Source organism: Mariniflexile gromovii (assembly GCF_017814435.1).
Taxonomy (GTDB): Bacteria; Bacteroidota; Bacteroidia; order Flavobacteriales; family Flavobacteriaceae; genus Mariniflexile; species Mariniflexile gromovii.
On the sequence record NZ_JAGJCB010000009.1, the window covers coordinates 38,897 to 63,406 of the forward strand.

Here is a 24,510-nt window from a genome sequence, read left to right on the forward strand (position 1 = left end):
TTAATGAAATACCTAACTATACCACCGCCACCTTCTTTATCCAAATATGTGCGTTTTTTTTGGATGCTTGAAGGTGAGGCATCTATAGAACACCCATATATCCACAGGGCCATGGCAGATGGTTCAGCAGAATTGGTATTTCATTACAACGGTATTTTTGATGAATTAATTTCAAATGATAAAACCATTAAATCATTCACATCTGGTCTTGATGCACAATCCGATAAAGTAAAACGCTTTTCCATTAACCAAAGTTTTGGGATATTCGGCGTTTATTTATTTCCGTATGCCATTCCCAAATTGTTTTCAATACCTGCTTCAGAACTCACAAACCACATGCTCGATTTAAAAACATTGTTGGGTAAAAATGAAAATGGTTTAGAAGAAAAAATCATGTTGGCTAAAAACACCAATGAACGCGTAGAAATACTATCCACATTTTTAGAGCAGCAACTTTTAAAATCACACCTAGCGCCACCAGGAGTTTTTGAAACTATCAATGATATTATTCAAACAAAAGGAACAACAAATATAGATGCTTTGTCTGAACGTAATTTTTTATCAAGACGGCAATTTGAGCGTAATTTTAAACGGTTTTCGGGTTTTAGTCCAAAAGTATTTTCACGCATCATGCGTTTTCAAAATGTACTTCAAGATTTAGGAAACAAAAAAACATTAACTCAAATTGGTTTAGATGCGGGGTATGCAGACCAATCACATTTTATTAGAGAATTCAAAATGTTTTCGGGCTACACACCCAAAGAGTACTTTTTAAATAAAGGAGAAGGAACGGAATGGCGAGAAACTAAATAATGTCGCAACTGTGCAATTTTCATAACTACCTGTTTAGTAATATTGTATCGTTAAAACTTTAAAAATATAAACACATGAAATTACCTAACGGACACCAAGCAGTAATGCCTTATCTTATGCTAAATAAGGCTAATGAATTTTATGCATTTACAAAAGCAGTATTTAATGCTGAAGAAACTTTAAGGAAACTACGTGATGATGGAAAAACAATCATGCATTCCGAAATTCAAATTAAAGGAAACACCATTATGTATTGCGAAACCACCGAAGATTGGAAAACCCAAACTGCCAATCTTTTTATTTATGTAGAAGATGCCGATGCAACTTTTAAAAAGGCAATAGATGCTGGAGCAGAAGTCATCATGCCATTAAACAATCAAGATTATGGAAGAACTTGTGGGGTTAAAGACCCGTTTGGAAATACTTGGTGGATAACAGCAACAAAATAATAAATCTCTTAATTACCTAATTGAAAAATGGTAGAAGTATTTAAAACCAATATCACAAAGCAGAAGCAAGCAAAACAAGTTCTTGAAAAGCTAAAAAAAGCATTTCCAGATTATAAAATCAATTTCGACCTTGAAGATTGCGATAACATCCTTAGGGTAGAAAACCCAAAAGGCACAATCAACAATACTCGTGTTATTGAATTGGTTAGTGATATTGGTTTATATATAGAAACACTATTAGATGAACTTTCTATAGTTGATAAATCTGAGCACTATCCTGAGAAAGGTATGAATTTTAAAATTTTAGCTAAAAACTAATCTAAAATCTTAATTCCTTATTTTCAATTTATCCTCTCTTAAAATTAAATACGTTTTAGTATGAAAGCCCACTTTTATATGTACTTGTTACATAAAAATTGACTCTCTAATTTTAGTTTGTTTCAAGTAATAAAAAATAATCATAAAAACATTTGACTCTTACGCAACGTCATATCTTTTCTTTGCATTGTTATTTTAATTAATTACTAAATGAAAAAGTATTCAGTGAAAGATTTATCAAAATTAGCTGGTGTTAGTGTTCGTACATTACATCACTATGATGATATTGGGTTACTAAAACCAGCAATCCGTACCGAGGCCAAGTATAGATTGTATGGAGAAAACGAATTGTTGAAATTGCAGCAAATCCTTTTCTATAAAGAACTCGAGTTTACCCTTCAAGAAATTATCGACATTTTAGAAGATCCTGATTTTGACTTGATTCAAGCGCTTAAAAATCATAAACGGGCCCTTAAAACCAAACAACAGCAAATTTCTTTAATGCTGAATACAATTGAAAAAACAATGTCTAATTTAAAAAACAAAACAATGATTACAGACAATGAATTGTATGAAGGATTCTCCAAAGAAGAAAGAGATGAAATCCGAAATGAAGCCATTGAAAAATATGGTAACAATACCATTAAAACAAGTGAGAAGTATTTAAAAAAACTTTCAAAAGAACAGCTTGAACAACTGAAAAAGGAGCAACAAGACATATTTAAAAACTTGTTCAGAATGTCTTCAAACAGTCCAAAAAATGAAGAAGTTCAATTAGAAATTGCACGCCACTACTCCAATATTAGAAAATTTTGGGGAACAGATGGTGTGTCAGATGCTCAAAAAAAAGAATATCGAGGATTAGGCAAACTTTATGCTGAAGATCCTAGATTTACGCTTGTAGATGGTAAACCACAACCTGAGTTTGCTAAATTTCTCTATGATGCTATGCGCTTTTTTGCAAATTCACAGTTAGATTAAAAAATAATGGAGAGAGATATACCTTGTGAGACTTTCTTCCTCCAATATTTTGTCTAAATCCTTATTAACACAGTAATTATAACACAAGATTTTTATTTAAACAACACTATTTATCAAAATGGTCGAAAAGAATAAATCACAAAATAAGATAAGTAAGATTAATGCAAAAGTTTAAGATAGAAAAGTGAATAAGGATATATTGATTATAAAATCAAAGTTTAAAATTAATTTTGATTTTATAAATTACTAAAAGAATTCTATTTGAGGATAGTGTCCAAAAAAAAGAAACTATATATTCACCTAAATATTTGAATTTTATATTGATAAAACCTGTTCAAATTTTAAACTAGTACTTTTTTTTGGCTAATTTTAAAAAGTTTTTGTTTATCAAACTTATTTCTTCTTTAAAAAAAACAAATGCGAAAATTATCACTTTTTATTGCCACAAGTATAGATGGGTACATTGCAAAACCTAATGATGACTTAAGTTTCTTAAAATTAGTAGAAAAAGAAGGAGAAGATTATGGTTATTCAAAATTTACATCAACCATTGACACCATTATTATTGGTAGAAAAACATTTGATTATGTAGTTAAAGAAATAGGAGCATCGCATTATGATAATGGAAAAAGAGATGTATTTGTCATAACAAGAACCAAAAAAACAAGTATTGGTAAAATAAAATTCTACACAGGAAACCTAACTGAATTAGTCCAAAAACTAAAATCAGAAAAAGGAAAAAATATCTATTGTGATGGAGGAGCAGAAATAATAAATGAACTCTTAAAAAATGATTTGATTGATGAACTTATTATTTCAGTCATTCCCATATTATTAGGTAACGGAACAAGATTGTTCATAGATGGAAGACCTGAACAAACACTCCAGTTTTTAAGTGTAAAAACATTTGATACAGGACTAACACAATTACATTACAAACGAAATAAATGATAAAAATATGGACACAAAATTTGAAGCAGGAATTAACATCGCAATAAAAATCCCAAAAAGCAAATACGACAAAACAGTAGCTTTTTACAAGGAAATTTTGAAATTGGAAGTCGAAGAAAAACCAATAGACAATCCAACCATTTCTAGAACTCACGAGGTAAAATTCGGGAACAATATTATATGGTTAGACTGTGTAGACAATTACACCCATTCAGAAACTTGGTTACAACTTACAGTCCCTGATGTAGAAGCAGCTACAAATTATTTAGAATCGAACGGTGTAGAAACTTGTGATGAAATTGAAAAACTTCCCCAAAACATGCATTGGATTCAAGACCCTGCAGGTTCTGTATTCAACCTACAAGAAAGAGAAATAAAATAAATTAATTTACTTAGCCCATTTTTAAAATTTTATAGCATTTTAAAGTTTAGTTTGTTTTACGCAATAAGTCGATTTTGTGTCCACTTATTTCAGGAAGGAAAAGAAGAAAGACCTATTCTACGCACATGTTGAGCTGCTAAAATTTCTTAATCAAACTATTCTTTTTGCAATAATAATTTTTCTATGGCATCATAACTTGTTAATTGTGCGTCGGGTAAAATACTATCGGCTAAGTCAAGTATTGTGGCTATAGTCAATTCCTTTGAGCAATTGTTCAGCCTAGGTGAAGCAAAGTCGTTCTCACTGTCCAATGCCAAAATACATACCCGTAATAGACTTGAAATAATATAGCGCAGTTCACCATTGTCAGTTACTTCAAAGGTCACTTCCTGCATAACAGGGTTGCCCTCCCTCCTATAGTATTTACGCTCCCGTGGGTTCAATAGCCTAAAGACTGTTTCCAATATTTCCTTGTCCTTTTTATGCTTTTTGCTTTTTGTTTTCATCAGCTTGGGTTTTTAATTAAATTCGGCATGAGCTTCACAGTGGACTTCCTTTAGATGTTTCAGTTGTGTTTCTCCTAACTGGTGGGCTTCCTTTAAGAACTGTTTACAGCGTTTCAAAACCTTATCCACATCCTTTAACCCAAAGTCGTTTGTTCCATTTGTGCCTTTAAATCGCATGATTTCAGATGCGTTGCAAAGCATATAGTACTGGCGTTGCAGGCCAAAGGTCGTTTTGGGGAAGATGTTATTGGGCAGAGATGTAAAAGTGCTGCACAGGTGCAGTAAATAGGACAGGGCATAATAATGGGGCTTAAACTCCCAAAACACATACAAGAGCCCCAAACATATTTGTTCCATCGCATTATGGAGTACCGCAAGCTTCGATAATGGTTCTTCATCTTCATGGATAACATCAATTGCCGAGAACAAATATTTTGCCCGTTCCATACGGTGCTTCCAAATGGTTTTGATCTCTATATAAATTGATACATGGTACATTAACCCGTACTGGCTATATCTTGACAACCTATTATCTTGTTTATACATACAAGGTGTTTCTTTTAAAGTCCGTGTTAAAAAATTATCGCCAATATCAATCCGCTCGATAAGATTGGACAAGGTGACATATATTATATAGAACTTGCAACGCTGTTCCATTTTATTGTAAACTTCTTCCATAAAATCATCAAGGTTTTTGTGAAGTGCCTTATCTGCTACAATTAATAAAGTGTAGATTGCTTCCTTGTGAGCTTGTTTACTTTTTGGTGTTAAATTAGTTACCTGTTTATTTTTGCACACATTCATATTAATAACATATACAGAATGTAAGTGTATCAAACTTTTTAGAAGGGCTAAAAGATTCTTTTGTAGCGGGAATTTTGTGGTGGCTTTTGTTTCCATGATAATTTGTTTTCCATAAATTAAAAGCTATTTTTTCGTGTACTGAACCAAACCTAGTTGTATTGTACCAACCTCAATTTGTTTTTTACAAGTATGGTAAATTTTAGAAAAAATCTTATATTTGGGTTATGGAAACAGCAACAAAACCAAATCATATCGGCAGAAAGATTAGCCGTATCAGAGAGCTAAGGGGCATGAAACAAGAAACCCTTGCGGAAGAACTGGGCATTAGCCAACAAGCTGTATCCAATATCGAACAATCAGAGAGCATCGACGATGTGAAATTGGAGGAAATTGCAAATGCTTTGGGAGTGACCAAAGAGGGTATTGAGAATTTTTCGGAGGAAGCTGTTTTTAATAACATAAATAACTTCAATGACAATAGTATCAATAATGGTCCTTTAAACAATCACCATTGCACCTTTAATCCTCTTGATAAACTTTTAGAGGCGCATGAAGAAAATAAAAAGCTCTACGAACGTCTTTTAAAATCAGAACAGGATAAAATTGAGTATTTAGAAAAGCTATTGAAAGAAAAATAAAATTGCTTAATAAAAATATACTATTATAAAGGGAATCATTTCAAAATGATTCCCTTTTTTTATACTCTTAACTTTGGTAGATCATGATTTAAGATTTCAACTGGAACAGCTGTCGAACCTCTAGGTGAATCCGTTCAAAGTTTGCCTGTATCTCGGCATCGTTATAGCGATAGACCGGGCGTGGAAGCTCCCTGGTAATTCTTGGCATTTTAAATTGAACTTTTCTGTCCTTGCCGTCGGTAAATGAGATGAACTCGCCTTCCCTTAACCGAAAGAACGCATCGGAACGTATCTTACTGACCTCCTTTTCCCCTGTACTGATCCTGGAATCAAAGTCCAAGCTGTTCTGGCTCTTGCTGATCGTGGTGGTCGGTTTCTTGACGATTTCAAAGAAACGCTCGTAGTATTTGGCAGTATCGGGGTCATTGGCCTTTCCAAAGAACTGATAGGACAGATTGCTCAAAATGGCTCGGCTTGCCTTATCCCCGTACATCATGTCGTTTTGGGTCTTGTCCTGCATCACATAAACCGTTGAAATATCATAGCTGCGCAAGGTTGCCGGGATACGGTGCATATTCAGCAGCCTGATAGTGGGCGCTTCTTCTATAAGAATGAATGCGGATTCCCGATGCCGGATGCTCATCTGTTTGGTCATGGTATGGATGATGGTGGCGATCACCGGGGAATAGGCCGTTTCAAATTTGGGATTGTTCACGATGGATACCACCGCAGGGTTTTTGGGGTTATTGATGTCCAAGGGCACTTGATCGGCGGAAAGAGCCATAAAGATGCGCTGGGTACTGATCTTCTTTAGGGCATTCGCCAAGGTGCTCATCACCCCCGCTGTTTGGCGTTCGGAATCCCTTCCCGAGATAAAGGCACTCGCCATGGCCTTGGAGGTATAATCGGAACTCAAAAAGGCAATCAGGCTGTCGGGATCCAGATACTGGTAGGTAGCGATCAAATGGGGAAGCGTGCAATACTGGGGATGGGCGGTCTTCAATTTCCAGATAAGCCCTCCCAAAAGGCCTTCCACGGCATCGTTAAAGAACTTGGAAGAACCTGCCGCATTGGACTCCCGTTGCTCCAAAAGGTTTTCCAAGAGCACCCTTGACACTTCATTGACGCTTTCCTCATCTTCCATATACCTCGGTGCGATCGGGTTCACTTTCGAATAGATGTCATCAAAGGAAATGATATGGAACGGTCGTTTGGATTCCCTGTAAAGCGGGAATGCCATTTCGGTGATCTCAAAATGCTTGTAATCATGGATAAGCCCACAGAATTGGTGCTTCTGAAAGTGCCCTAGGATGTTGTAGACCACCGATTCGGTCTTGCCACTGCCAGCGGACCCTATAACGGAAATGCCCCTGCGGATGTTCTGGAGCTTTATGGTGCCCTGTTTCACCTTGAGCCTCATAGCGTACTTGCGCTCCTGTTTCGGTCGTTCCCAAACGGGGACTATCAAAACATATAGTGCATTTTGGATAAATAGCAAGGGCAATAGCCATTGTCCCAATAATGCCATCGTCTTATCGGGATGGATGGGATAGAGCAAAGCGCCCATCATCAGTAACAGTAAGGAATTCAGTCCATAGGCGTATCGTATATAGCGAAAGCCCATGGCCATCAGAGTGGTCAGGGCGACATAGATGCATAGTATCATAACAGGTGTTGTCATAAGCGTGTTTTTTAAATACCGATGGAGCCTGCGTCCTTGGCCATATCGATGGTCCTTTTTAATTGTTTGAAGGCTTTCAGTGCCAACTGTACCTGGTTGGTTGGGATGTTCAGGTTGGGAACGTGCAGTCCGGACCTGCCCATCATCTTAAGGGCGGCACTCTTTTCATTGGTTGGGAGCGACATCAAATGGGCAAAGAACTTATAAGGTTCTTTGTTGTACATCTTATGGGCCGTATAGCTTTCCACGAAGTTCCGTTCATATTTGAAAAGCCTATCAAAGGTCTTTTCAGCGTTCCCGAAAAATACATCACGGTGGAACCCCCGTTTTACGGCATTGCCATTTAAGGTTATCTCCGAGGCTTTGTGGGAACTCCCCGGGGACAGGCTCAGGGTGTTGGTCACGTCCCTGCGGCTGACTATGATATGTACATGGGTCTGGAGCCCCGGTTTTTTCATCCCCTGCTCGACCATTTTGCCATGGATGTGGTGCGGGGCTTCGGCCTTGAGCTGTTCAATCGTCTTTTTTATGGACTGGCTGTCCCCTTCCAATTCTCCTCGCCCGATCTTTACCAGGTCGTGTTGCAGTTTGACAATCTGTGCCCGATAGGGTTGGTTTTCCTTGATTTCCCTATCATAGCCTTTGTACCTGCGTTCGTACTCGATCTTGGCATAGTACTTTATGCTGTCCACAGGTACGGGCTTGTCCCTGTAAAATGCACTGGCATAATCTTTCATGGTTTCCCGTACAAATTGCCTTAGTTTCTCAGGGTCATTGCCTATATGTTTCAGTTCCCGTTGGCTTGGGTTGATGGTCAACGAATAGAACTTGGGGGCATTTTTCCGGAGCTTCGCGGTATTGCCATCGATGTCTTTCACGACATGTTTTGGCGATACCCGGTCATGGTGCTGGTCAAAAAAATGCTCTTGAAGTTCCGGGGCTTTGTCCAAGTTTTCCTTTTCGAGATAGTCCACAAAATCGCCTGAGCTTTGCGAAAAGGTCTTGTCCATGTGCTGTTTGGTAATGATGATGTACATAATCAGGTGTTTTTGATTTTTGATCTTAGGGTCTCCAGTGCCTCCAAGGTCATGTCCAATTGGAGCTTGGGTTTTCCAAATCTGCTTTTCGTTACGATGATCTTTGATAACAGGAGCTCTTCAAACTGTTGTTTTGTTTCCCTTAGATCCCTTTGGAGGGTGTTCCTTTCCTTTCTCAGCTCAATGGCCTCCAATGAGGTGGCAAAGCCATGGTCCCGAAGGTTCTTTGCATCCTGCTTGACCTCGACCAAACGGGGCTGTTTTTGTTTGGGCGGTGTCTGCTCGAACAGCAATTGGAGCATTGCCGTGGTGGGTTGGGTCTGGTGCTTTTCGATGTCCTTGATAATGGATATGAGCGCATTGATGCGTTTTTTGATATTGGCCTCCATGCCCCGCATGTTGGGGCCCAGATCGTCCATGGGCGAGAGTTGGTAGGTATCGAAAAAATCCATCATGCCCTCAAGTGTTTCCGTATAGGAGCCGCCAAATTTGGCACAAAATCCCTTGTACCGCTCTACGGTATCCTTATGGAAATTGATGCTCAAAAATCGTCGCTTCATAGGTATTCTTAATTATTTTTACTTGATTATGTTAATCCATCCCAGTGGTTACGGGGGGTTTCAGGTGCACTAACATAATCAGGCTCTTTTTTTTATATAACATACAGAAATATAATCAATCTAAATAACTGATTTACATCTATTTACAAATGAATCAAATAACGCAATGCCGCTTTAGCGCATTGCCCTCTTGCTATTCCTTTTTTGTCCCGCAGGGACCAAAATTTCCAAACAACTTAGTTCTAAAAACCAAGTTGCTTTTTTGCGTATCCCTGCTCTTTTAAAGATATTGGATAGTCTTCTGAAACCCAAACGGGGTTTGGCTTCAAATGGTAGGGTTTGATTGTAAAAAATATGGTTTCCCTAAAATGTTCATGTTTGGACGTCAGATTTTCGAAAATGGGCAGATGAAAACAAAAAAAAGACCCTTTGAATTTCAAAAGGTCTTGTTCTTGTATTTCCATTTTGGTCAATCCTAATCAAATGTTAAACACATAGGTATAACTGTATAGGTTCTTAACGGCTTCTTCATGCAACAACATTTCAAAATCCAAATGGTGTTTCAGCGCATAGGCTTTGAGGTCGTTTCCATGTCTACGTTCCACGTCCGCCCTTGAATTTGACAGTAAACGTTCTTGGGTCTCTGCATCGAGGTTATTGTAATTCAAGTAAATCATGATACATGGTTTTTAAATTCAATATTCGCTCGGCAGCATCAAGGTGTTGTTGACAAAGAACAACCGCAGGGCATCCAAAGGGAAATCGGTCACGTTATAGCGGTGGGTTTCCAAAATGGTATCGTTGCCATCTCCATAGGTTATAATGGCTTCACAGCCCTGCTCCTCCTGTTCGGCTTTGGAAAGGCGTTTAAAGTCGATGGTTACAAAATAGCTCTTGTCCATCAGGCTCTTGGCAATGACCGAGGCATCGGTCACCAACCAAAAGCAGCCTGCCTTTTCCGCTAAATAGTGGACGCCATCGGTAAAGCGTGTTTGAATGAGCGGTAATTGAAAAAACCGTGTGCTGCCACAAAATTGTTGCAGGCTTTCCTGTAATGTTATAATTTTGCTGTTCATTGTTTCCTTTATTATAATTGGTGAATAATGATGGAGTTAAAAAGAGGGTGCTAGGTAAAAGGGAGCGCCCTCTTTATTTTCCATGGGTGGTTACCTATTGATTCCCTCCCAATAAAAGGATTTCATTGGCTACCACTTCGGTCACATAGCGTTTTGCGTCGTCCTTGTCATCGTAACTTCTTGAGGTCAGTTTGCCCTCAATGGCGATTTCCTTGCCCTTGGTTACGTACTTGTCGATAATGTCCGCGGTCTTGCCCCATGCCACGATATTGTGCCAATCGGTATTGGTCTGTTTTTCGCCCTTGGCATTTTTGTAGGTCTCATTGGTTGCCAATGAAAATCGAACCAGGTTCTTTCCGCTTTCCAAATTGGTCATAACGGGGTCTGCCCCTACATGCCCAATCAACTGTACTTTGTTTCTTAATGTACTCATGATGTTAAAAAATTAAATGGTTAATATTTCCCCTATGGGATGGTAAACAGGTGCCATTTTAAGGGGCGTTTTGTTCAATTTCTCTCGTGAAACGAACCTATGGATGGCGTGGGTTTTGTCAAGGCTTTTAAAACAAAATCAGGAGGCTCCGTGACGTAGCAAAACCCTTGGGTTTTCAAGGAAGTGGAAACCTTATTTTTTTTTAAAACTTGTACAGGCTTGACAAGTTCCACTGGGGCATTAGCAATCCTTTAAAACCTTTTTGCGTTGGGGCGTACGGGCTGTTGAGTAACATAAGCGAACAAGGTTTTATTAGGAGTGCTTATGTCCCGCCTGTTTTTCGATGCCCCGAAAAACAAACAAGGTGCCATACATTATAAAACCCCTTAAAATGGTTAAGAGCGGCCCCGTGTTTTTAGGCAGGATCCAGCAAAGCCCCGAGAAGGCTTTGCCGATACTGCCGTTAAGAAAACATGGGGCTGGGATTTCCGATGTATATTTAAAAGAACCACTAGGTTGATGCGTGTTCAGCTCTGGCGGACTTCTTTCACATGTTTTACTTGGGAATGAAGTGCTCCTTTCCAGCGAAGCGGAAAGGTTTAACGCAATGGAAAGTCAAACATGTGGATGGTGTCCAAGATTTTCAATGAAGCGCTTTTCCCGGAATGGCGCTTTTCGCGGAATGCAGGGGAATGTGCTGCAATGTTTTAAAAACAATATCTTAATAACCAATTAAAAAAATTTACTCTAGTAAAGTCAAAAAATAAGAAATTACAGTTTTGTTTCAAAAAACGTTTAAAGTGAACCACTGAAAACAGAATTTTTTTTAGCCACTTAAAAACTCACTTCAGTCTAAGACATAAAAGGATTTTTAACATTTATTACTGTGCTCACTTTAATCCGCCGCAAGTGGTTCACTTTGCCCGCCCTTTCCAACCTAACGACTTCAAAATACAGGTTAGAGTTTTTGAAACTTTTTTGAATGCTGTCATAGTCTAATCTTTGTTTTTGAAACCGTAATTCGTTTGGGTTTTGTGCTGTTGTTTGTGCGTCTTTTCTACGAATCCGCCAGTCATCAATAATTCCATACAGCAAATCCTTCCTGCTAAGGATAAGCAGGAGGTTGCTATAATAAAGAGTAATAAGCCATTCTGTTTTGATATCATAAGCCCTGATTTTTTAGAATGTGCTTCGCCGAATCCGATGCAACAACCAATCCGCCCGCAAGCATGATAATATCTTTGATGACCAATCTTCCAGCACCCGACAAATATGGAAATCCGTGTTCTGTACCTCCCAAATCAGGTATATACGCTTCAGGCGTTGTAATGAGAAAAGAAAGGGTGACCAAAGACATTCCAAATGTTAATAAACCACCGGTCAAACCAATTTTTGGAATCCAAATTCCTAACAGAGTTAGTAAACCGATAATAACAATAATAGTTCCCAATCCGTACGAGAATATGTATGTTCCGTTTTCTGTATGCCATTTCATATTTTTGAGAACTACTTCGCCTTCTTTATTTTTATACGCTTCGTATTCTTCAGGATGACTATAGAAAAAGCTCATTACGGGACTGTTGGCTACAAAGGGAACGATGCCGTCTGCTTCGTATTGAAAAGCTTTTAAGCCACCAATCCAAGCCATGACGATGAAGATGGCAATTCTGACGAAGTTAATAAATACTCTTTGACTGTCGGCTATAATTTGGATGAAATTTTTCATCTTTTTAAATTTTAATTTTCAATACTCTAAAAGGCTTTTTAAATTGCGCTGCACCATTGTGAAACCAGGGCATCAGCTGAATTTGTGAATTTGAAATGTATAAATATCCATCTTCAGAAATACTGTAACTGTCCGGCCAAATCAATTTTTCACTGTCCTGAACAATTGTCTGCATTTTCAAATCTGGAGTGATTTTCACGATTGAATTCTGCTCTAAATCTCCAAAATATAGATTTCCTTGTTTGTCGAAAATCATTCCGTCTGTTGTGACGAATTTGCCTAGATCCTCTACTCCTTTATTTAATGCATCTTCACCTGTGCTAAAGTTTTGTAACAAATCAGTTTTAATTCGATATAAACGATTATCGGTAAGGGGTTTGAAATATAAATACTGCTTGTCCGGTGTCAGTGCAATACCATCTGAATTTACTTTAAGCAAAGAACCGTCGCCTTTCTTAAGCTCCGTTCGCAATGGTGAAAAATGATAGTTGGGATCAGATTTTACAGAGGCAGAACTGGCCAAAACCAATCTTGAATTACCGGAATTGATATTTAACACCAGAATACCGCCTGTGTTTGAGTTGGTGAGATAAGCAAAGCCATTTTCATTGTCAACACGGATATCGTTGATGTAAACATCTTCTCCTACTACATTTTCTGGAAAGCGGTATATCTTTTCAACTTTGTTATTCGTTAAATTGATTTTCAAAACTTTAGCACTGTGTTGGTACACTTTTCCAAGTCCGATTCCTGCTGCATCCACCACCCAAAGAAATCCTTTATCGTCAGTCACCACTGCTTGAACGCATACAAATTTATTTTGGCCGTCTTCACCTTTTCTAAAGCTATTCCATTCAGCATCGGGATAAGGAACTGGTTTCCCGTCTTTCACCTCAACCACTGAATAAGAATGTGTGTCCAGCCAATAAGGATAATTCACAAAAACTCGGTTGTCTTTAGCTACGGCAACACCTGTTAACTGATAAGTACTATCAGCAAAAACTTCTTGTAAAGCTATTTCTTGTTCAGCAACCTGCTTTGTTGTGTTCTCTTGAGAATTGACTTTCGTTGATGAATTATTGTTGCAGGCGGTAAATAATGTGACCGACATCGTAATAGCCGTTAAATATGTCAATTTCATAATTTTAAATTTTGATTTAAAGCGTTATCAGTATTTTACCCACAGTTCTACCAGTTTCCTGTTCCAGATGTGCTTCTCTCATTTGTCCGAAAGGAAATGTTTTTGAAACGTGAGGTTTTACTGCACCACTTTCCAATAAGGAAGCAATCTGTTTCAAATCTTCACCACTTGATTGTACGAGAATGAAATAACCTCTCACACCTTTAGATTTTGCCTTTGAAGTGACTTCCTCGTTCAAACCTGTAGGAATACTGATGATGGAACTACCCTCTTTTGTCACTTCTAGTGAATGGTCGATATTGTCTCCGCCGATTGTATCCAACACAAAATCAAAATTTCTTCCCGTTGATTTCCAGTCGAAACCATGATAATCAATATGTGAATCTGCCCCTAAACTCAATACAAAATCTTTATTTTTTGCAGAAGAAGTTCCTGTCACTTTCGCTCCTAAATGCTTGGCAATCTGCACTGCGATATGTCCTACACCACCTGATGCAGCGTGAACCAAAACATTTTGCCCAGCTTGAATATTTTCGTTATGAACCAAAGCCTGATACGCCGTAAGTGCAACCAAAGTGGAAGAGGCTGCCTCTTCAAAAGATATATTCTCCGGTTTTAAAGCCAGTTGATTGGCCGGAGCGGCAACATATTCTGCATACGCCTTTCCGTGTCCAGGAAAATTCACCATTCCAAAAACCTCATCACCCACTTTAAAATCTGAACTTTTAGTTTCTTCCACAATTCCTGAGATATCCCAACCCAAAATCAATGGGTTTTCTGTTTTTATTCTTCCGTAAACACCTTTTCCAGAACGGCTTTTAGTATCAACAGGATTAATACTGATAGCTTTTACTTTTATCAATACTTCGCCCTCGCTGAATGTCGGTTTCGCCAATTCTACGTATTCCAAATTTTCTACGTTTCCGGCTTCTTTTAATATGATTGCTTTCATAATCTTTTTTTATGTTATATATAAGGTTTAATCTTTTTACTTAGTTATTTAGGGGTTTTGAATTGATTTTCAACTTGTAAATCACAACCGGAAATTCCACTTTGCTTTTCCGTTTTGAAATACAGCCAAACGGTTGAGTTGACCTGTCGGTATCCATAGATAGCCGTTGTCATCAATCCATAAAGCGTCTGCCCAAAGCAATCTTTTATCTTTAATGATCAGACTTTCTTTTCCTTCCGGTGATATTTTGATGATTTCACTTTTATTGACATCGCTTACATAGATATTTCCGTTTGCATCGATGGCTGTTCCTCCTGTTGATGGGGTTTTATAGAATAATTCTACTTTGGAAGTCAAATCTTTTTTAGATAAATTTTCATCATTCAGATATTGTGTTTCCACTCTACAAAGCGGGCCACTTGCAGGTTGGAAATACAGCCATTTTCCATCGGGAGAAATCTCCAGTTGGTCTGCGTGGATTATCACTTCATTACCTTTTTGATCTTTCATAATTTTCCCTTCTGCTTTTATCGGTAAAATATCGGTGGTTGAAGAATGATTTTCTAAAACTCTTCTGCCTTTACCTGTGGTTTTATCCAGAATAATTAAAGCAGGTTCACCAGCATCAGTCAGATAAATGGTATTACCCCAAATTCTTAAATCGCCAATAAAAGTGGAAGGTTTTGCTATTTCTGAAAGGGGAATAATTTGATGAACAGTATTCGTTTTAATGTCAATAACAACTAATTTCAACGCATTTCCTGATAAAGGATTTTGTCCCATCGCAGGTGTTCCGGTATCTACGATCCAAAGCAAACCATTGATAAGTCGTATGGAATTAGTTCTAACAAACTTTTCAGTTACATCTGCATCAGATTGCCAATTGTTCCAATCTTCATTTGGATAGGGAATGATTTTTCCATCTTTTAAAACTTCGCCCACACTTATCCCTTTTGCACCTTCGATTTTTGGGATGTTAACAAATATCCTTTCGTCTGAACTTGTGGTTACTCCGTTCCAAACTAAATTTGAAGTTGCTACTTGCTGCAATTGCGCATTGGCAAATCCCCAGATAAGCAACAGCGATAAAAGGCTAAATGTAATTTTCATCTTTATTTGATTTCAATAATTTTTATAGTACAAAGTTACCTTCAACTATACCTGAATAAATAGTACATTTCGAGGAATAAATAGCACAGATTTACAGAAACAAAAAATCCTCTACTTGAGAGGATTTCACTTTAAACGGTATAAAAAGCTTTCGGTATATAGCGATAACCTTTTTCATTTTTTTCAATAAAACCTAAACCGGGAAAGGGTAAATGGTCTCCAAAAAGAAGTTGTTTCGTGGATGCTAATTTTTCAAGTAGATCTATACGGGTTTTAATACCTAATTCAAAATCAGAATCGATTTGATTTCCCCATTCCGGATGTTCTACCAAAATAATATGCTGAAAAGTATCAGCTATATGTACTAATTCTTCTCCCTGAGATGCAATGGTAATAATCGTGTGTCCGGGTGTGTGTCCAGGTGCATTTTCCAATTTCAAAAATCCAAACAATTCGGCATTATCTTCGTAAAACTGCATATCAGAATCAATTATTGAAAGATGATGTTTGGCAAACTGTATTTCAAAATCAGCGACAGCATCTTGTGTTCCCTTTGAAAAATCAGGTTTTTCGGCTGTCCAGAAATCATATTCTTTTTTTGAAAGATAAATTTTGGCATTGGGAAAAGCCAAAGAATTATCTGCATTCACGATTCCTCCAATGTGGTCGGGATGGGCGTGAGTAAGTACAATGTCTGTAATCTTTTCAGGTTCGATTCCGGTAGAAATCAGATTTCCTAACAATTTTCCGCTGTTTGGACCCAATTTTTGCCCACATCCGGCATCAATTAGAATAGTTTTATCTTCTGTTTTTATTATCAAAACATTACCGGCTAAAGTCAGTTTTCCGGGGGAAAGAAAATGTTGGCTCAGAAAATCATTAATATCTGATAGATTAATGTTCGGAGCAAACATCGGCTGGATATTTTCCATCACAGATGCTCCATCCGTAAAAACAAAAACCTGTAATGTTCCAACTTGAAACGTAAAATATCCTGAATTTTTAATACTATTTATTGTACTCATTTTTATATAAATTTGTTGACACAAAATTAGAGGAAGTAACTATCCAAAATATATTACTATCCTTTTTGATAGCGCTATTATTTAAAATGCAGAATAAAAAATTATGGCTAAAGTTTCTGGAAATGTTGAGAAAAAAGACTGTCAGGAAATTATGCTTCCGATACAGGATGCGTTGGAAATCCTGAAAGGAAAATGGAAACTTCCGATTATTGTTTCCCTGTCTTTTGGAAGTAAAAGATTTAAAGAAATTTCGAGAGAAATCTCCGGAATTACCGACCGGGTTTTGTCTAAGGAATTAAAAGAATTGGAAATCAATTTTCTGATTACCAGAACCGTTCACGATACGTTTCCACCAACGGTAGAATACGAAATTACTGAACACGGCTTATCTCTGGAAAAGGTAATTATGGCGATGAAAGACTGGGGATTGGAACATCGGAAAAAAGTCATAACAAGTTAACCTTTATTATGACTTTTAACAAATTGCAATTGCAATCTTTATTTTAATTCATTTGTGATTTTCGAAACTCCAAAGGTTTCATTCCAGTTTGTTTTTTGAACAGTCTTGTGAAATAAGATGCATTTTCAAAGCCTAATTCATAAGCAATTTCAGCGACTCCTTTTTCACCTAATCTCAATAGATTTTTAGCTTCAGAAATCATAAAAACATGAATAAGTTCCATCGCCGTTTTCCCTGTTTCGTGCTTTAATAAGTCGCTCAAATAACGTGGTGATAAAAAAAGCTGTTCGGCCAAAAAAGACACATTTGGAAGTCCGTTTTTCTCTAACAATCCTTCTTCAAGATATTTTCTTAACGCATCATTAAATTTTGAAGATGTTTTTCCTGTTACTTGTGTTCTATCTATAAATTGGCGATTATAATAACGCTGCGCATATTTTAAGATTGATGCAATATGACTTAAAATGATCTCACGACTATATTCATCTGGGTTATTAAAATATTCTCCCTGAATTTTCGAGTGAAGTTCCAGTATAATCTGTTCTTCTTTTGGAGAAAGATGCAGTGCTTCCGTTACTTCATAATCAAAGAAGCTATATTTTTCAATTTCTTTGAAAAGCTCATGCCCATTTAGATAATCTTCGTGAATCAATAACATATAGCCTTTTTCTTCAAATTGAAGGTCTTTTAATTCAATGATTTGACGTGGCTTTGCAAAAAATAGACAACCGTTGTCGTGGTCGTATTGCGTACGGCCATACATAAAAACACCTGATTTTATTTTCTTGAAAGCAATCACATAGCAATCAGTGGTAAACTCTCGGTTTCCTAAAGTACACTCTGACTGACAGCCAATCATACTGAAAAGCGGATGTTGTGGGGCATCCCAATGATTACCGGCATGCAATTCGGTAAGGGTTCTATAATGTTTCATCGCTTTTGAATTTGAAATCCTAATTTACTATTTTTTTAATGCCCATGAGCAGTAATACTCACTTCTTTCCATTCTTGAATATCATTTAATCTTTTGGTGTAAACTTCATTGATGACGTGATACGCTATCTTACCCAACAATAATCTTTGCGGAGGATTTTGATTGTCGATAAGGTTTAAAACCGGTTCTACTGTCGCTTTTGGTATTCCCCAGGTATCAGGATTGTCACCGCTTTCTGCGAAAGCTGCACGTACTGGATTATAATCTGTAATATCCGATGTTGTTTGAATTGCTGAAGCTCCGGCCCAATCAGTTGCAAATCCATTAGGTTCAATTAAAGTGGTTTTGATTCCCAAATGTTCCGTTTCCGAACCAATAGTTTCAACTAATCCCTCCACTGCAAATTTCGAAGCGTTGTACAATCCTAAGAGTGGTAAAGTGGTCAATCCCAAAAAGCTGGATACCTGAATAATATGACCGCTTTTTTGCTTTCTATAAACTGGCAAAACCGCCTGTGCCACCCAAAGAGAGCCAAAGAAATTGGTTTCCATCTGTGCTCTAGCTTGTTGCTCTGTTGTTTCTTCTGTAGTACCAAATAAGCCGAAACCTGCGTTATTGATAGTCACATCGATCTTGCCAAAATAATTTTCAATTTTTTCTACAACATCAAAAACTTCAGCACGGTTATTTACATCCAATTGCAAAGTTAAAATATTATCCCCATATTTATCTTTTAAACTCTGTAAATCCATTGTGTTTCTTGCTGTTGCAGCTACTTTGTCTCCTCTTTTCAAAAGTGCTTCAGCCCATAATTTTCCAAACCCTTTTGATGCTCCTGTAATAAAAACTATTTTACTCATTGTTTTAATTTTTTAGTATTATTTAATGATGCAAAGTTATTATCAAGCCCAACGGAAGACGTAGCCCATTTTAGCTGAAAAATAGCACAGAAATACGTTTGTAATGATTTTATCATTTATTCGAAAAGATAGTTTTGTCTTAAAATTGATGTATTTACTTCACATTAATCATAAAAAAAAGCTTTCCGTAAATATTTCCGGAAAGCTTAATATCAAAAATAATTATTTGTGTTAGAATAGCTTTTAAATAGCCTGTACCAAAGGAAAATCAATAGGAATCTGAGTGTTGGCAAATACATAATTGGTAAAACTTCTCAACGCCACCAAAGCAGTCAATTCTACTAAAGCTTTCTCGTCGTATCCAGCATTTAAGAAATTTTCTAAAACTACGTTTCCTGCATTTCCTTTATTGTTGGTGATAGATTGAGCCAACTTAATTGCAGCGTCTAATTTTGCCTCTGAAAAAGTTCCTTTCCTGATTTCTAGTGTGTCTTCTTCAGTAAAACCTCTCATCTTTGCTATTGCTGTATGGGCTGCCAAACAATAGTTACATTCGTTCACTTGTGAAACGATAAGATTGATGGCTTCTCTTTCTTTTGCTGTAAACGATGAATTATGAGCCAAAGATGTTTCGGTTTCGAGCATTGACTTTAAAGCAGATGAAGAATAACCAATGGTTGCATATAAATTTGGAATTTGCCCCATTTTTTTTTCTACAGATTCTAAAATCGATTGGGATTCAGAATTTAACTGATCCTTTTGAGGTACTGTAATTGTTCTCATTTTTATATGATTTAAAATTGTTTCATTTTGTTGATACAAAGTTAAATCGGTATTTAGCCTAAAACTTAGCCCATTTAAGCGGAAGAATAGCACAGAATTACGTAGGTTATCGATGGGTGCCATGCTTTCGGTAAAAAGAGGGGGTAATTCCTTTGTACTTTTTAAAAATCCGGTTGAGATGGCTTTGATCTGTAAAGCCAAATTCTAAAGCAATCTTACTAATACGCATATCAGTTAGAATTAATCGGCTTTCAATTAGTTTTAACCTATAAAGCATTATGTATTGCTGTAGGCTTTCGCCCGTATGCTTTTTAAAATACTCTCCCATATATTTTGGAGAAAGATGGAAGGACTTGGCTAAACGATCTACTTTTAATTTTTCCGGCTCGAAAATGTGCTGGTGTATGTAATTAACTATAGGCATAATTCCTGAAATTTTACCATCAAAAACTTCTTTCTCCTGCAAGGTGAGGTTTCGGGCTGCATAGCTTATAATTGTGTTTATTAATTGTTGAATAATATGCTCTTTCTGTGGTGAGTTGCTTTCCTTTTCACGAATGAGCGCTTCTATAACAGCACGAACAAAAGGTTTATCGGTAACAGTTTTAAGTATGCAACCTGGCAGGTGATTGTGACTATTGAAAATATATTCTAACTCACGGATATTTTGGCTGTTTTGTGTTTTAATATAATCATTATTAAACCTGATGAAGAAAAAACAGCTATAAGCATCTATAGTAAAACTGTGGGTATCCTGGGGGAATATTAGAAATAATTTATTTGGGGCATAGGGTAATTGATGATAGTTGATGATCTGCGATCCGGTTCCATCAAGCACAAAAACCATCTCAAAAAATGTATTTCTGTGGATTTTTGCCTCATAATTTTGCGTTTCAAGCAATTCCAATTCATAGGGATTATATAGATTTCGCACCTTCATACCTGCAATTTTACAAAAATATCCTGTAAAAACACCTGTTTTTATTACTTGTGTTTTTGAAATTTGCTAAAAAATATTATTATGAATGATTTAGCTTATTTGATGTTGCGCCTAGTGGCAGGCGTCAGCTTTTTTGGGCACGGCTTAGTACGGTTGCCAAAATTGACTGCTTTTAGCCAATGGATGACCGGAAGTTTTTCGAAATCAATGTTACCGCAAAGTTTGGTCACACCATTTAGTTATGCATTGCCTATTGCCGAGTTTACAATCGGCACACTTCTCATTTTAGGGTTGTTTTCTCAGAAAGCTTTTATCACTGGTGTAGTGGTAATGTTATTATTAATGCTGGGCACCTGCCTCATTGAAAACTGGGAGGCTTTACCATCGCAAATGATACACGCTTTACTACTTATTTTACTTTACCAATTTATGGCAGCAAACACTTTTTCATTAGACCATATCATCTTTAAAAATTAATAAAATGACAGATAGAAGAACTTTTATAAGACAGAGCAGCTTGCTCACCACAGCAGGATTGATAGCGAGTGCGGTGCCATTCGCGGGAATGGCGCAAAACGGAAACAATTTGCAAGAAAAACCAAAAGAAGAAAACTCAAAATGGCTGGATGGTTCCCGTCTGGTTATATCGGTTTCTATGCAATTTGAAAGTGGCGGACAACCCGCAAATGCAGAAAGCCCTTTTCCTCAAAATATGAAAAAAGGCTATAAAGATTTGTCGGCAACAACTTGGTACGAGTACGGATACAAAGAAGGCATTCCGCGAATGCTTGATAACTGGGATAAATTGGGTGTGAAAATCACCTCGCATATGGTGGGTAGTGCAGTGCTTAAAAACCCAGCACTGGCAAAAGAAATTGTAGATCGTGGCCACGAAGCAGCCGCACACGGGATGAATTGGGCGACACAATACACAATGTCTTACAACGACGAGAAAAAATTTATAAAAGAAGGTGTAGATGCTATTAAAATAATTACGGGCTTCGATGCAATCGGTTATAATGCCAATTGGTTGCGCAGGGGCGAGAACACTTTAAAGATTTTACAGGAATTGGGATTTTTATACCACATAGATGATTTGAGCAGGGACGAACCTTTTATTCAGAAAGTAAACGGTAAAGATTTTGTAACGGTTCCTTATACATTGCGTTGTAACGACATTCAGTTGATAGAGGGTAAAAATTTCTCTGTTGACCAGTTTATAAATCAGGTAAAAATGGAATTTGATCAACTGTATGAAGAATCGGAAAAACGTAGAAGGCAAATGTCTATCAGCTTCCACGACCGTATAGGCGGTACACCTCAAATGGTTCAGGCGGCGATGGAGTTGTTTACTTACATGAAAAAACATCAGGGCGTAAACTTTAAACGCAAAGATGAGATTGCCCGTATGGCTTTGGAAGATAAAACGACCATAAGAGATTAGATAAACTATATATAGCTTGAGACCCAGCAAATCGGAGATGTCTATTGGAAATTACTTTTATTCATTATTTAATGAACGGGGATTTATTATGATAACAGAATGCAAATTCTTTTAATGCTCTTCAAAAAGAGTTGTCGAAGCATAATTAAGTCTAATATTTTAAAGGGAGGCTAAAACATTTTTTTTGGACTATACCCAAACTGTTTTTTAAAGGTATAAGAAAAATGAGAAAGATCTTCAAAGCCCAAATCGATATAAATTTCCGATGGTGACTGTTTTTGTTCGTTAATGAGATAATGAGCTTCGTTAAGTCGCTTTTGCAAAACCCATTTATGAGGAGACGTATGAAAAATTTTTGCAAAATCACGTTTGAAGGTAGATAAACTTCTACCGGTTAGGTAAGCAAAGCGCTCCAAATTCACATTGTATTTATAGTTTTGAATCATAAAAGATTCCAAATCAATTTTAAAAGGCTCTGAAAAATCGAAGAGAATATTTTTGAGTTTAGGTTGTGTCTCGATTAAAATAAATAACAACTCTTTAATTTTAAGTTCGATAAAATCCTTGTTCAAAAGTTTCGGGTTTTCAAGAATGGTTTGCAATGAGGCAATATAATGTTGTAGCACAGAATTCACTTCAATAAAAATCAAAGGTTCTGAAACTTCAGAATTTTTAAATGAAAAATGATATTCCCTTGCCATATTCTGTAAAACTTCCTTGTTCAGGTAAATATTCAGACTTTCAAAGTTTCCGTTTTCGGGCGGATATTTGGTAAATTTTACCAATTGATTTTTTCGGATTAAAGTAAGAGCACCCTCTTTCACGATGTATTTTTCTTTACTATCAGACAGTGTAAATTGTCCTGACATCTGAAAAGAGAGAACGTGTTGTGATACAAAATTTTCACCTTTTCGGCTTACCTCGTGATAGCAGGAATAGACAATATCTGATTTTTCCATTTCAATTTAATGCTAACGATAAAGCGTCATTATGAAACAACGCTTTATCAATATATATTATTGTAAAACAGCTTTCGGTTCCAAATAAGCTTTCAAGCCATACACACCATATTCTCTACCAATACCAGACTGTTTAAATCCTCCAAACGGAACCATCGGGTCGTGACTAAAACCATTAATACAAATCCTTCCAGCATCAATTTGTGAAGCCACTTTTTGAGCTCTTTTCATATTAGAAGAACTGATGTAGGCAGCCAAACCGTATGGTGTATCGTTTGCAATTTCTATAGCTTCTTCTTCTGTTTTATATGGAATAATGGATAAAACAGGTCCGAAAATTTCTTCCTGAGCAATCGTCATATTATTTTTCACATTGGTAAAAATAGTAGCTTTTACAAAGTTACCATCTTCCAATCCATCAGGCTTTCCTGTACCTCCTGCCAATAAAGTTGCACCTTCTTCCAATCCTGTTTTAATATAATTCTGAACTCTTTCGAATTGTTTTATACTAACCATTGGACCAACATTGGTATTTTCTTTTTCGGGAAAACCCACAACGATCTTTTCTGCTGTCGCCTTAGCTATTTCATTTACTTTTTCTAATTGATTTTCAGGAACCAAAAGTCTTGTTGGGGCTATGCAAGCTTGTCCGCTATTCATATAAGCTCCGAAAACTGCAGTTGGAATTGCTTCTTCAAGATTGGCATCATCTAAAATAATGTTTGGAGATTTACCGCCGAGTTCCAGTGTAACACGTTTCATCGTATCTACCGCTTTTTTAGCAATTAGTTTTCCCACTACTGTCGAGCCTGTGAAGGAAATTTTCGCTATGTCTTGATGAACTGTCAATTCGGTTCCAACTACATTACCTAAACCTATTACAAAGTTAATAACTCCTTTTGGCAACCCTGCTTCGTGAAAAGCTTCCATCAATAATTGGGTTTGAAGAGCACTCATTTCACTTGGTTTAATCACCACGGTACAACCTGCCGAAATTGCTGTAGCAACCTTACTACAAATTGATCCGTTACTTGCGTTCCAAGGAGTGATAATTCCTATAACACCAACGGGTTGTAAAAATACTTTTGATGAATTGATAGTCTGTTCAAAATCAAAACTTTTGATGGACTCAATCATCGAATCAAACCATTGTCCAGTAAATTCGTTACTCATTGAAGAAAACTGAAAAGTTCCGCCGTACTCTTCAATCATTACTTCTGTAAAATCCTGTTTTCTTTTTTCTACTGCAATTTTTAATTTTTCGAGATAAGAAATTCGCTCATCTACGGTAGATTTTGAAAAGGTTTTGAACGCTTCTTTCGCTGCTGCGATTGCATTTCTGGTATCCACTTCATCTGCAAGTATAACTTCCCCGATTTTTTGGTTATAAGAAGGATTAATAATTTCGAAAACTTCTGTTCCGTTGGGCGTTACAAATTCGCCATTGATGTAGATTTTGTGTATCTTTTTCATTTCTAAAATTGTATGTTACAAAATTAAAGTAGAAATGAAATATAAACTTTGTAAAAAGGCTCAAGTTTAGTTTG

Annotated in this window: 29 protein-coding genes; 10 read left to right on the forward strand and 19 right to left on the reverse strand. The window is 36.9% G+C overall.

All coding sequences use genetic code 11. The annotated features are described in order from the left end of the window. Positions 1 to 3: 3 nt before the first annotated feature. The 6 genes from J8H85_RS10465 (at position 4) to J8H85_RS10490 (ending at position 3,894) form a co-directional block, all read left to right on the forward strand. Entirely contained in the window at positions 4 to 813 is an 810-nt protein-coding gene (locus J8H85_RS10465) for an AraC family transcriptional regulator (protein WP_209655148.1), read from the forward strand. Positions 814 to 887: 74 nt separating this feature from the next. After that, positions 888 to 1,262, forward strand: a complete 375-nt coding sequence (locus J8H85_RS10470; RefSeq protein ID WP_209655149.1) for a VOC family protein — start codon at positions 888 to 890, stop codon at positions 1,260 to 1,262. Between the two features lie 27 nt (positions 1,263 to 1,289). After that, positions 1,290 to 1,580 carry a hypothetical protein gene (locus J8H85_RS10475; protein WP_209655150.1) on the forward strand — a complete coding sequence of 97 codons (291 nt, stop codon included), beginning with the start codon at positions 1,290 to 1,292 and terminating at the stop codon, positions 1,578 to 1,580. Between the two features lie 210 nt (positions 1,581 to 1,790). After that, a complete protein-coding gene (locus J8H85_RS10480) occupies positions 1,791 to 2,561 on the forward strand; it encodes a MerR family transcriptional regulator (RefSeq protein ID WP_209655151.1) in 771 nt (256 codons plus the stop codon). Positions 2,562 to 2,978: 417 nt separating this feature from the next. After that, positions 2,979 to 3,512: a dihydrofolate reductase family protein gene (locus J8H85_RS10485; RefSeq protein ID WP_209655152.1), complete on the forward strand. Its 534-nt coding sequence runs from the start codon at positions 2,979 to 2,981 to the stop codon at positions 3,510 to 3,512. 7 nt (positions 3,513 to 3,519) lie between these two features. After that, a complete protein-coding gene (locus J8H85_RS10490) occupies positions 3,520 to 3,894 on the forward strand; it encodes a VOC family protein (RefSeq protein WP_209655153.1) in 375 nt (124 codons plus the stop codon). A 155-nt stretch (positions 3,895 to 4,049) separates the two neighbouring features. Here J8H85_RS10490 and J8H85_RS10495 read toward each other — a convergent pair whose 3' ends face one another. Together J8H85_RS10495 and J8H85_RS10500 are read right to left on the reverse strand one after the other, a co-directional pair. Continuing rightward, the gene (locus tag J8H85_RS10495) at positions 4,050 to 4,400 is read right to left on the reverse strand and encodes a hypothetical protein (RefSeq protein WP_209655154.1); all 351 of its coding nucleotides are present in this window, start codon (positions 4,398 to 4,400) and stop codon (positions 4,050 to 4,052) included. Positions 4,401 to 4,412: 12 nt separating this feature from the next. Then, positions 4,413 to 5,300 (reverse strand): hypothetical protein, encoded by an 888-nt coding sequence (locus J8H85_RS10500; protein WP_209655155.1) that lies wholly within the window; start codon positions 5,298 to 5,300, stop codon positions 4,413 to 4,415. 128 nt (positions 5,301 to 5,428) lie between these two features. Here J8H85_RS10500 and J8H85_RS10505 point away from each other — a divergent pair, with 128 nt between their 5' ends. Next, positions 5,429 to 5,842: a helix-turn-helix domain-containing protein gene (locus J8H85_RS10505; protein ID WP_209655156.1), complete on the forward strand. Its 414-nt coding sequence runs from the start codon at positions 5,429 to 5,431 to the stop codon at positions 5,840 to 5,842. Positions 5,843 to 5,930: 88 nt separating this feature from the next. On the opposite strand, the gene J8H85_RS10510 is transcribed toward J8H85_RS10505, so the two are convergent. The 11 genes from J8H85_RS10510 to J8H85_RS10560 form a co-directional block, all read right to left on the reverse strand. Next, positions 5,931 to 7,523, reverse strand: coding sequence for a type IV secretory system conjugative DNA transfer family protein (locus J8H85_RS10510; protein ID WP_209655157.1), 1,593 nt, complete (start codon positions 7,521 to 7,523; stop codon positions 5,931 to 5,933). Positions 7,524 to 7,534: 11 nt separating this feature from the next. Further along, a complete protein-coding gene (gene mobB / locus J8H85_RS10515) occupies positions 7,535 to 8,560 on the reverse strand; it encodes a MobB family relaxase (protein ID WP_209655158.1) in 1,026 nt (341 codons plus the stop codon). A gap of 2 nt (positions 8,561 to 8,562) precedes the next feature. Beyond that, a complete protein-coding gene (locus tag J8H85_RS10520) occupies positions 8,563 to 9,120 on the reverse strand; it encodes a BfmA/BtgA family mobilization protein (protein WP_209655159.1) in 558 nt (185 codons plus the stop codon). 479 nt (positions 9,121 to 9,599) lie between these two features. Next, positions 9,600 to 9,797, reverse strand: coding sequence for a hypothetical protein (locus J8H85_RS10525; protein WP_209655160.1), 198 nt, complete (start codon positions 9,795 to 9,797; stop codon positions 9,600 to 9,602). 18 nt (positions 9,798 to 9,815) lie between these two features. Further along, complete coding sequence (locus J8H85_RS10530) at positions 9,816 to 10,196, reverse strand: DUF6876 family protein (protein ID WP_209655161.1); 381 nt, start codon at positions 10,194 to 10,196, stop codon at positions 9,816 to 9,818. A gap of 94 nt (positions 10,197 to 10,290) precedes the next feature. Continuing rightward, the gene (locus J8H85_RS10535; RefSeq protein WP_209655162.1) at positions 10,291 to 10,629 is read right to left on the reverse strand and encodes a single-stranded DNA-binding protein; all 339 of its coding nucleotides are present in this window, start codon (positions 10,627 to 10,629) and stop codon (positions 10,291 to 10,293) included. A gap of 1,162 nt (positions 10,630 to 11,791) precedes the next feature. Next, on the reverse strand, positions 11,792 to 12,355 hold the full coding sequence (rclC, locus tag J8H85_RS10540; RefSeq protein WP_209655163.1) for a reactive chlorine resistance membrane protein RclC: 564 nt from the start codon (positions 12,353 to 12,355) through the stop codon (positions 11,792 to 11,794). 4 nt (positions 12,356 to 12,359) lie between these two features. Continuing rightward, entirely contained in the window at positions 12,360 to 13,496 is a 1,137-nt protein-coding gene (locus J8H85_RS10545; RefSeq protein WP_209655164.1) for an L-dopachrome tautomerase-related protein, read from the reverse strand. Between the two features lie 16 nt (positions 13,497 to 13,512). Beyond that, positions 13,513 to 14,448 carry an NADP-dependent oxidoreductase gene (locus J8H85_RS10550; protein WP_209655165.1) on the reverse strand — a complete coding sequence of 312 codons (936 nt, stop codon included), beginning with the start codon at positions 14,446 to 14,448 and terminating at the stop codon, positions 13,513 to 13,515. An 81-nt stretch (positions 14,449 to 14,529) separates the two neighbouring features. Further along, positions 14,530 to 15,528 carry an L-dopachrome tautomerase-related protein gene (locus tag J8H85_RS10555; protein ID WP_209655166.1) on the reverse strand — a complete coding sequence of 333 codons (999 nt, stop codon included), beginning with the start codon at positions 15,526 to 15,528 and terminating at the stop codon, positions 14,530 to 14,532. 161 nt (positions 15,529 to 15,689) lie between these two features. Next, positions 15,690 to 16,583, reverse strand: a complete 894-nt coding sequence (locus J8H85_RS10560) for an MBL fold metallo-hydrolase (protein WP_209655167.1) — start codon at positions 16,581 to 16,583, stop codon at positions 15,690 to 15,692. Between the two features lie 103 nt (positions 16,584 to 16,686). Between J8H85_RS10560 and J8H85_RS10565 the strand changes: the two genes are divergently transcribed. Further along, a complete protein-coding gene (locus tag J8H85_RS10565) occupies positions 16,687 to 17,043 on the forward strand; it encodes a winged helix-turn-helix transcriptional regulator (RefSeq protein WP_209655168.1) in 357 nt (118 codons plus the stop codon). Positions 17,044 to 17,086: 43 nt separating this feature from the next. Here the strand turns inward: J8H85_RS10565 and J8H85_RS10570 are convergent, their stop codons facing one another. From J8H85_RS10570 to J8H85_RS10585, 4 genes are all read right to left on the reverse strand, one after another. Beyond that, on the reverse strand, positions 17,087 to 17,977 hold the full coding sequence (locus J8H85_RS10570; RefSeq protein ID WP_209655169.1) for a helix-turn-helix domain-containing protein: 891 nt from the start codon (positions 17,975 to 17,977) through the stop codon (positions 17,087 to 17,089). Positions 17,978 to 18,012: 35 nt separating this feature from the next. Then, positions 18,013 to 18,837 carry an SDR family NAD(P)-dependent oxidoreductase gene (locus J8H85_RS10575; protein WP_209655170.1) on the reverse strand — a complete coding sequence of 275 codons (825 nt, stop codon included), beginning with the start codon at positions 18,835 to 18,837 and terminating at the stop codon, positions 18,013 to 18,015. 243 nt (positions 18,838 to 19,080) lie between these two features. After that, a complete protein-coding gene (locus J8H85_RS10580) occupies positions 19,081 to 19,620 on the reverse strand; it encodes a carboxymuconolactone decarboxylase family protein (protein ID WP_209655171.1) in 540 nt (179 codons plus the stop codon). Positions 19,621 to 19,726: 106 nt separating this feature from the next. Next, positions 19,727 to 20,560: an AraC family transcriptional regulator gene (locus J8H85_RS10585; RefSeq protein ID WP_209655172.1), complete on the reverse strand. Its 834-nt coding sequence runs from the start codon at positions 20,558 to 20,560 to the stop codon at positions 19,727 to 19,729. A gap of 81 nt (positions 20,561 to 20,641) precedes the next feature. Between J8H85_RS10585 and J8H85_RS10590 the strand changes: the two genes are divergently transcribed. Continuing rightward, positions 20,642 to 21,037, forward strand: coding sequence for a DoxX family protein (locus tag J8H85_RS10590; protein ID WP_209655173.1), 396 nt, complete (start codon positions 20,642 to 20,644; stop codon positions 21,035 to 21,037). A 4-nt stretch (positions 21,038 to 21,041) separates the two neighbouring features. After that, positions 21,042 to 22,004 (forward strand): polysaccharide deacetylase family protein, encoded by a 963-nt coding sequence (locus J8H85_RS10595; protein ID WP_209655174.1) that lies wholly within the window; start codon positions 21,042 to 21,044, stop codon positions 22,002 to 22,004. Between the two features lie 170 nt (positions 22,005 to 22,174). Here J8H85_RS10595 and J8H85_RS10600 read toward each other — a convergent pair whose 3' ends face one another. Both J8H85_RS10600 and J8H85_RS10605 read right to left on the reverse strand, forming a co-directional pair. After that, positions 22,175 to 22,963: a helix-turn-helix domain-containing protein gene (locus J8H85_RS10600; RefSeq protein ID WP_209655175.1), complete on the reverse strand. Its 789-nt coding sequence runs from the start codon at positions 22,961 to 22,963 to the stop codon at positions 22,175 to 22,177. A gap of 57 nt (positions 22,964 to 23,020) precedes the next feature. Beyond that, the gene (locus J8H85_RS10605; RefSeq protein WP_209655176.1) at positions 23,021 to 24,436 is read right to left on the reverse strand and encodes an aldehyde dehydrogenase family protein; all 1,416 of its coding nucleotides are present in this window, start codon (positions 24,434 to 24,436) and stop codon (positions 23,021 to 23,023) included. Positions 24,437 to 24,510 lie beyond the last annotated feature (74 nt).

Bases quoted from the DNA above. Each gene is read 5' to 3' on its own strand.
- J8H85_RS10465 (WP_209655148.1), top strand. From the start codon at position 4: ATGAAATACCTAACTATACCACCGCCACCTTCTTTATCCAAATATGTG.
- J8H85_RS10470 (WP_209655149.1), top strand. From the start codon at position 888: ATGAAATTACCTAACGGACACCAAGCAGTAATGCCTTATCTTATGCTA.
- J8H85_RS10475 (WP_209655150.1), top strand. From the start codon at position 1,290: ATGGTAGAAGTATTTAAAACCAATATCACAAAGCAGAAGCAAGCAAAA.
- J8H85_RS10480 (WP_209655151.1), top strand. From the start codon at position 1,791: ATGAAAAAGTATTCAGTGAAAGATTTATCAAAATTAGCTGGTGTTAGT.
- J8H85_RS10485 (WP_209655152.1), top strand. From the start codon at position 2,979: ATGCGAAAATTATCACTTTTTATTGCCACAAGTATAGATGGGTACATT.
- J8H85_RS10490 (WP_209655153.1), top strand. From the start codon at position 3,520: ATGGACACAAAATTTGAAGCAGGAATTAACATCGCAATAAAAATCCCA.
- J8H85_RS10495 (WP_209655154.1), bottom strand. From the start codon at position 4,400: ATGAAAACAAAAAGCAAAAAGCATAAAAAGGACAAGGAAATATTGGAA.
- J8H85_RS10500 (WP_209655155.1), bottom strand. From the start codon at position 5,300: ATGGAAACAAAAGCCACCACAAAATTCCCGCTACAAAAGAATCTTTTA.
- J8H85_RS10505 (WP_209655156.1), top strand. From the start codon at position 5,429: ATGGAAACAGCAACAAAACCAAATCATATCGGCAGAAAGATTAGCCGT.
- J8H85_RS10510 (WP_209655157.1), bottom strand. From the start codon at position 7,523: ATGACAACACCTGTTATGATACTATGCATCTATGTCGCCCTGACCACT.
- mobB (WP_209655158.1), bottom strand. From the start codon at position 8,560: ATGTACATCATCATTACCAAACAGCACATGGACAAGACCTTTTCGCAA.
- J8H85_RS10520 (WP_209655159.1), bottom strand. From the start codon at position 9,120: ATGAAGCGACGATTTTTGAGCATCAATTTCCATAAGGATACCGTAGAG.
- J8H85_RS10525 (WP_209655160.1), bottom strand. From the start codon at position 9,797: ATGATTTACTTGAATTACAATAACCTCGATGCAGAGACCCAAGAACGT.
- J8H85_RS10530 (WP_209655161.1), bottom strand. From the start codon at position 10,196: ATGAACAGCAAAATTATAACATTACAGGAAAGCCTGCAACAATTTTGT.
- J8H85_RS10535 (WP_209655162.1), bottom strand. From the start codon at position 10,629: ATGAGTACATTAAGAAACAAAGTACAGTTGATTGGGCATGTAGGGGCA.
- rclC (WP_209655163.1), bottom strand. From the start codon at position 12,355: ATGAAAAATTTCATCCAAATTATAGCCGACAGTCAAAGAGTATTTATT.
- J8H85_RS10545 (WP_209655164.1), bottom strand. From the start codon at position 13,496: ATGAAATTGACATATTTAACGGCTATTACGATGTCGGTCACATTATTT.
- J8H85_RS10550 (WP_209655165.1), bottom strand. From the start codon at position 14,448: ATGAAAGCAATCATATTAAAAGAAGCCGGAAACGTAGAAAATTTGGAA.
- J8H85_RS10560 (WP_209655167.1), bottom strand. From the start codon at position 16,583: ATGAGTACAATAAATAGTATTAAAAATTCAGGATATTTTACGTTTCAA.
- J8H85_RS10565 (WP_209655168.1), top strand. From the start codon at position 16,687: ATGGCTAAAGTTTCTGGAAATGTTGAGAAAAAAGACTGTCAGGAAATT.
- J8H85_RS10570 (WP_209655169.1), bottom strand. From the start codon at position 17,977: ATGAAACATTATAGAACCCTTACCGAATTGCATGCCGGTAATCATTGG.
- J8H85_RS10575 (WP_209655170.1), bottom strand. From the start codon at position 18,837: ATGAGTAAAATAGTTTTTATTACAGGAGCATCAAAAGGGTTTGGAAAA.
- J8H85_RS10580 (WP_209655171.1), bottom strand. From the start codon at position 19,620: ATGAGAACAATTACAGTACCTCAAAAGGATCAGTTAAATTCTGAATCC.
- J8H85_RS10585 (WP_209655172.1), bottom strand. From the start codon at position 20,560: ATGAAGGTGCGAAATCTATATAATCCCTATGAATTGGAATTGCTTGAA.
- J8H85_RS10590 (WP_209655173.1), top strand. From the start codon at position 20,642: ATGAATGATTTAGCTTATTTGATGTTGCGCCTAGTGGCAGGCGTCAGC.
- J8H85_RS10595 (WP_209655174.1), top strand. From the start codon at position 21,042: ATGACAGATAGAAGAACTTTTATAAGACAGAGCAGCTTGCTCACCACA.
- J8H85_RS10600 (WP_209655175.1), bottom strand. From the start codon at position 22,963: ATGGAAAAATCAGATATTGTCTATTCCTGCTATCACGAGGTAAGCCGA.
- J8H85_RS10605 (WP_209655176.1), bottom strand. From the start codon at position 24,436: ATGAAAAAGATACACAAAATCTACATCAATGGCGAATTTGTAACGCCC.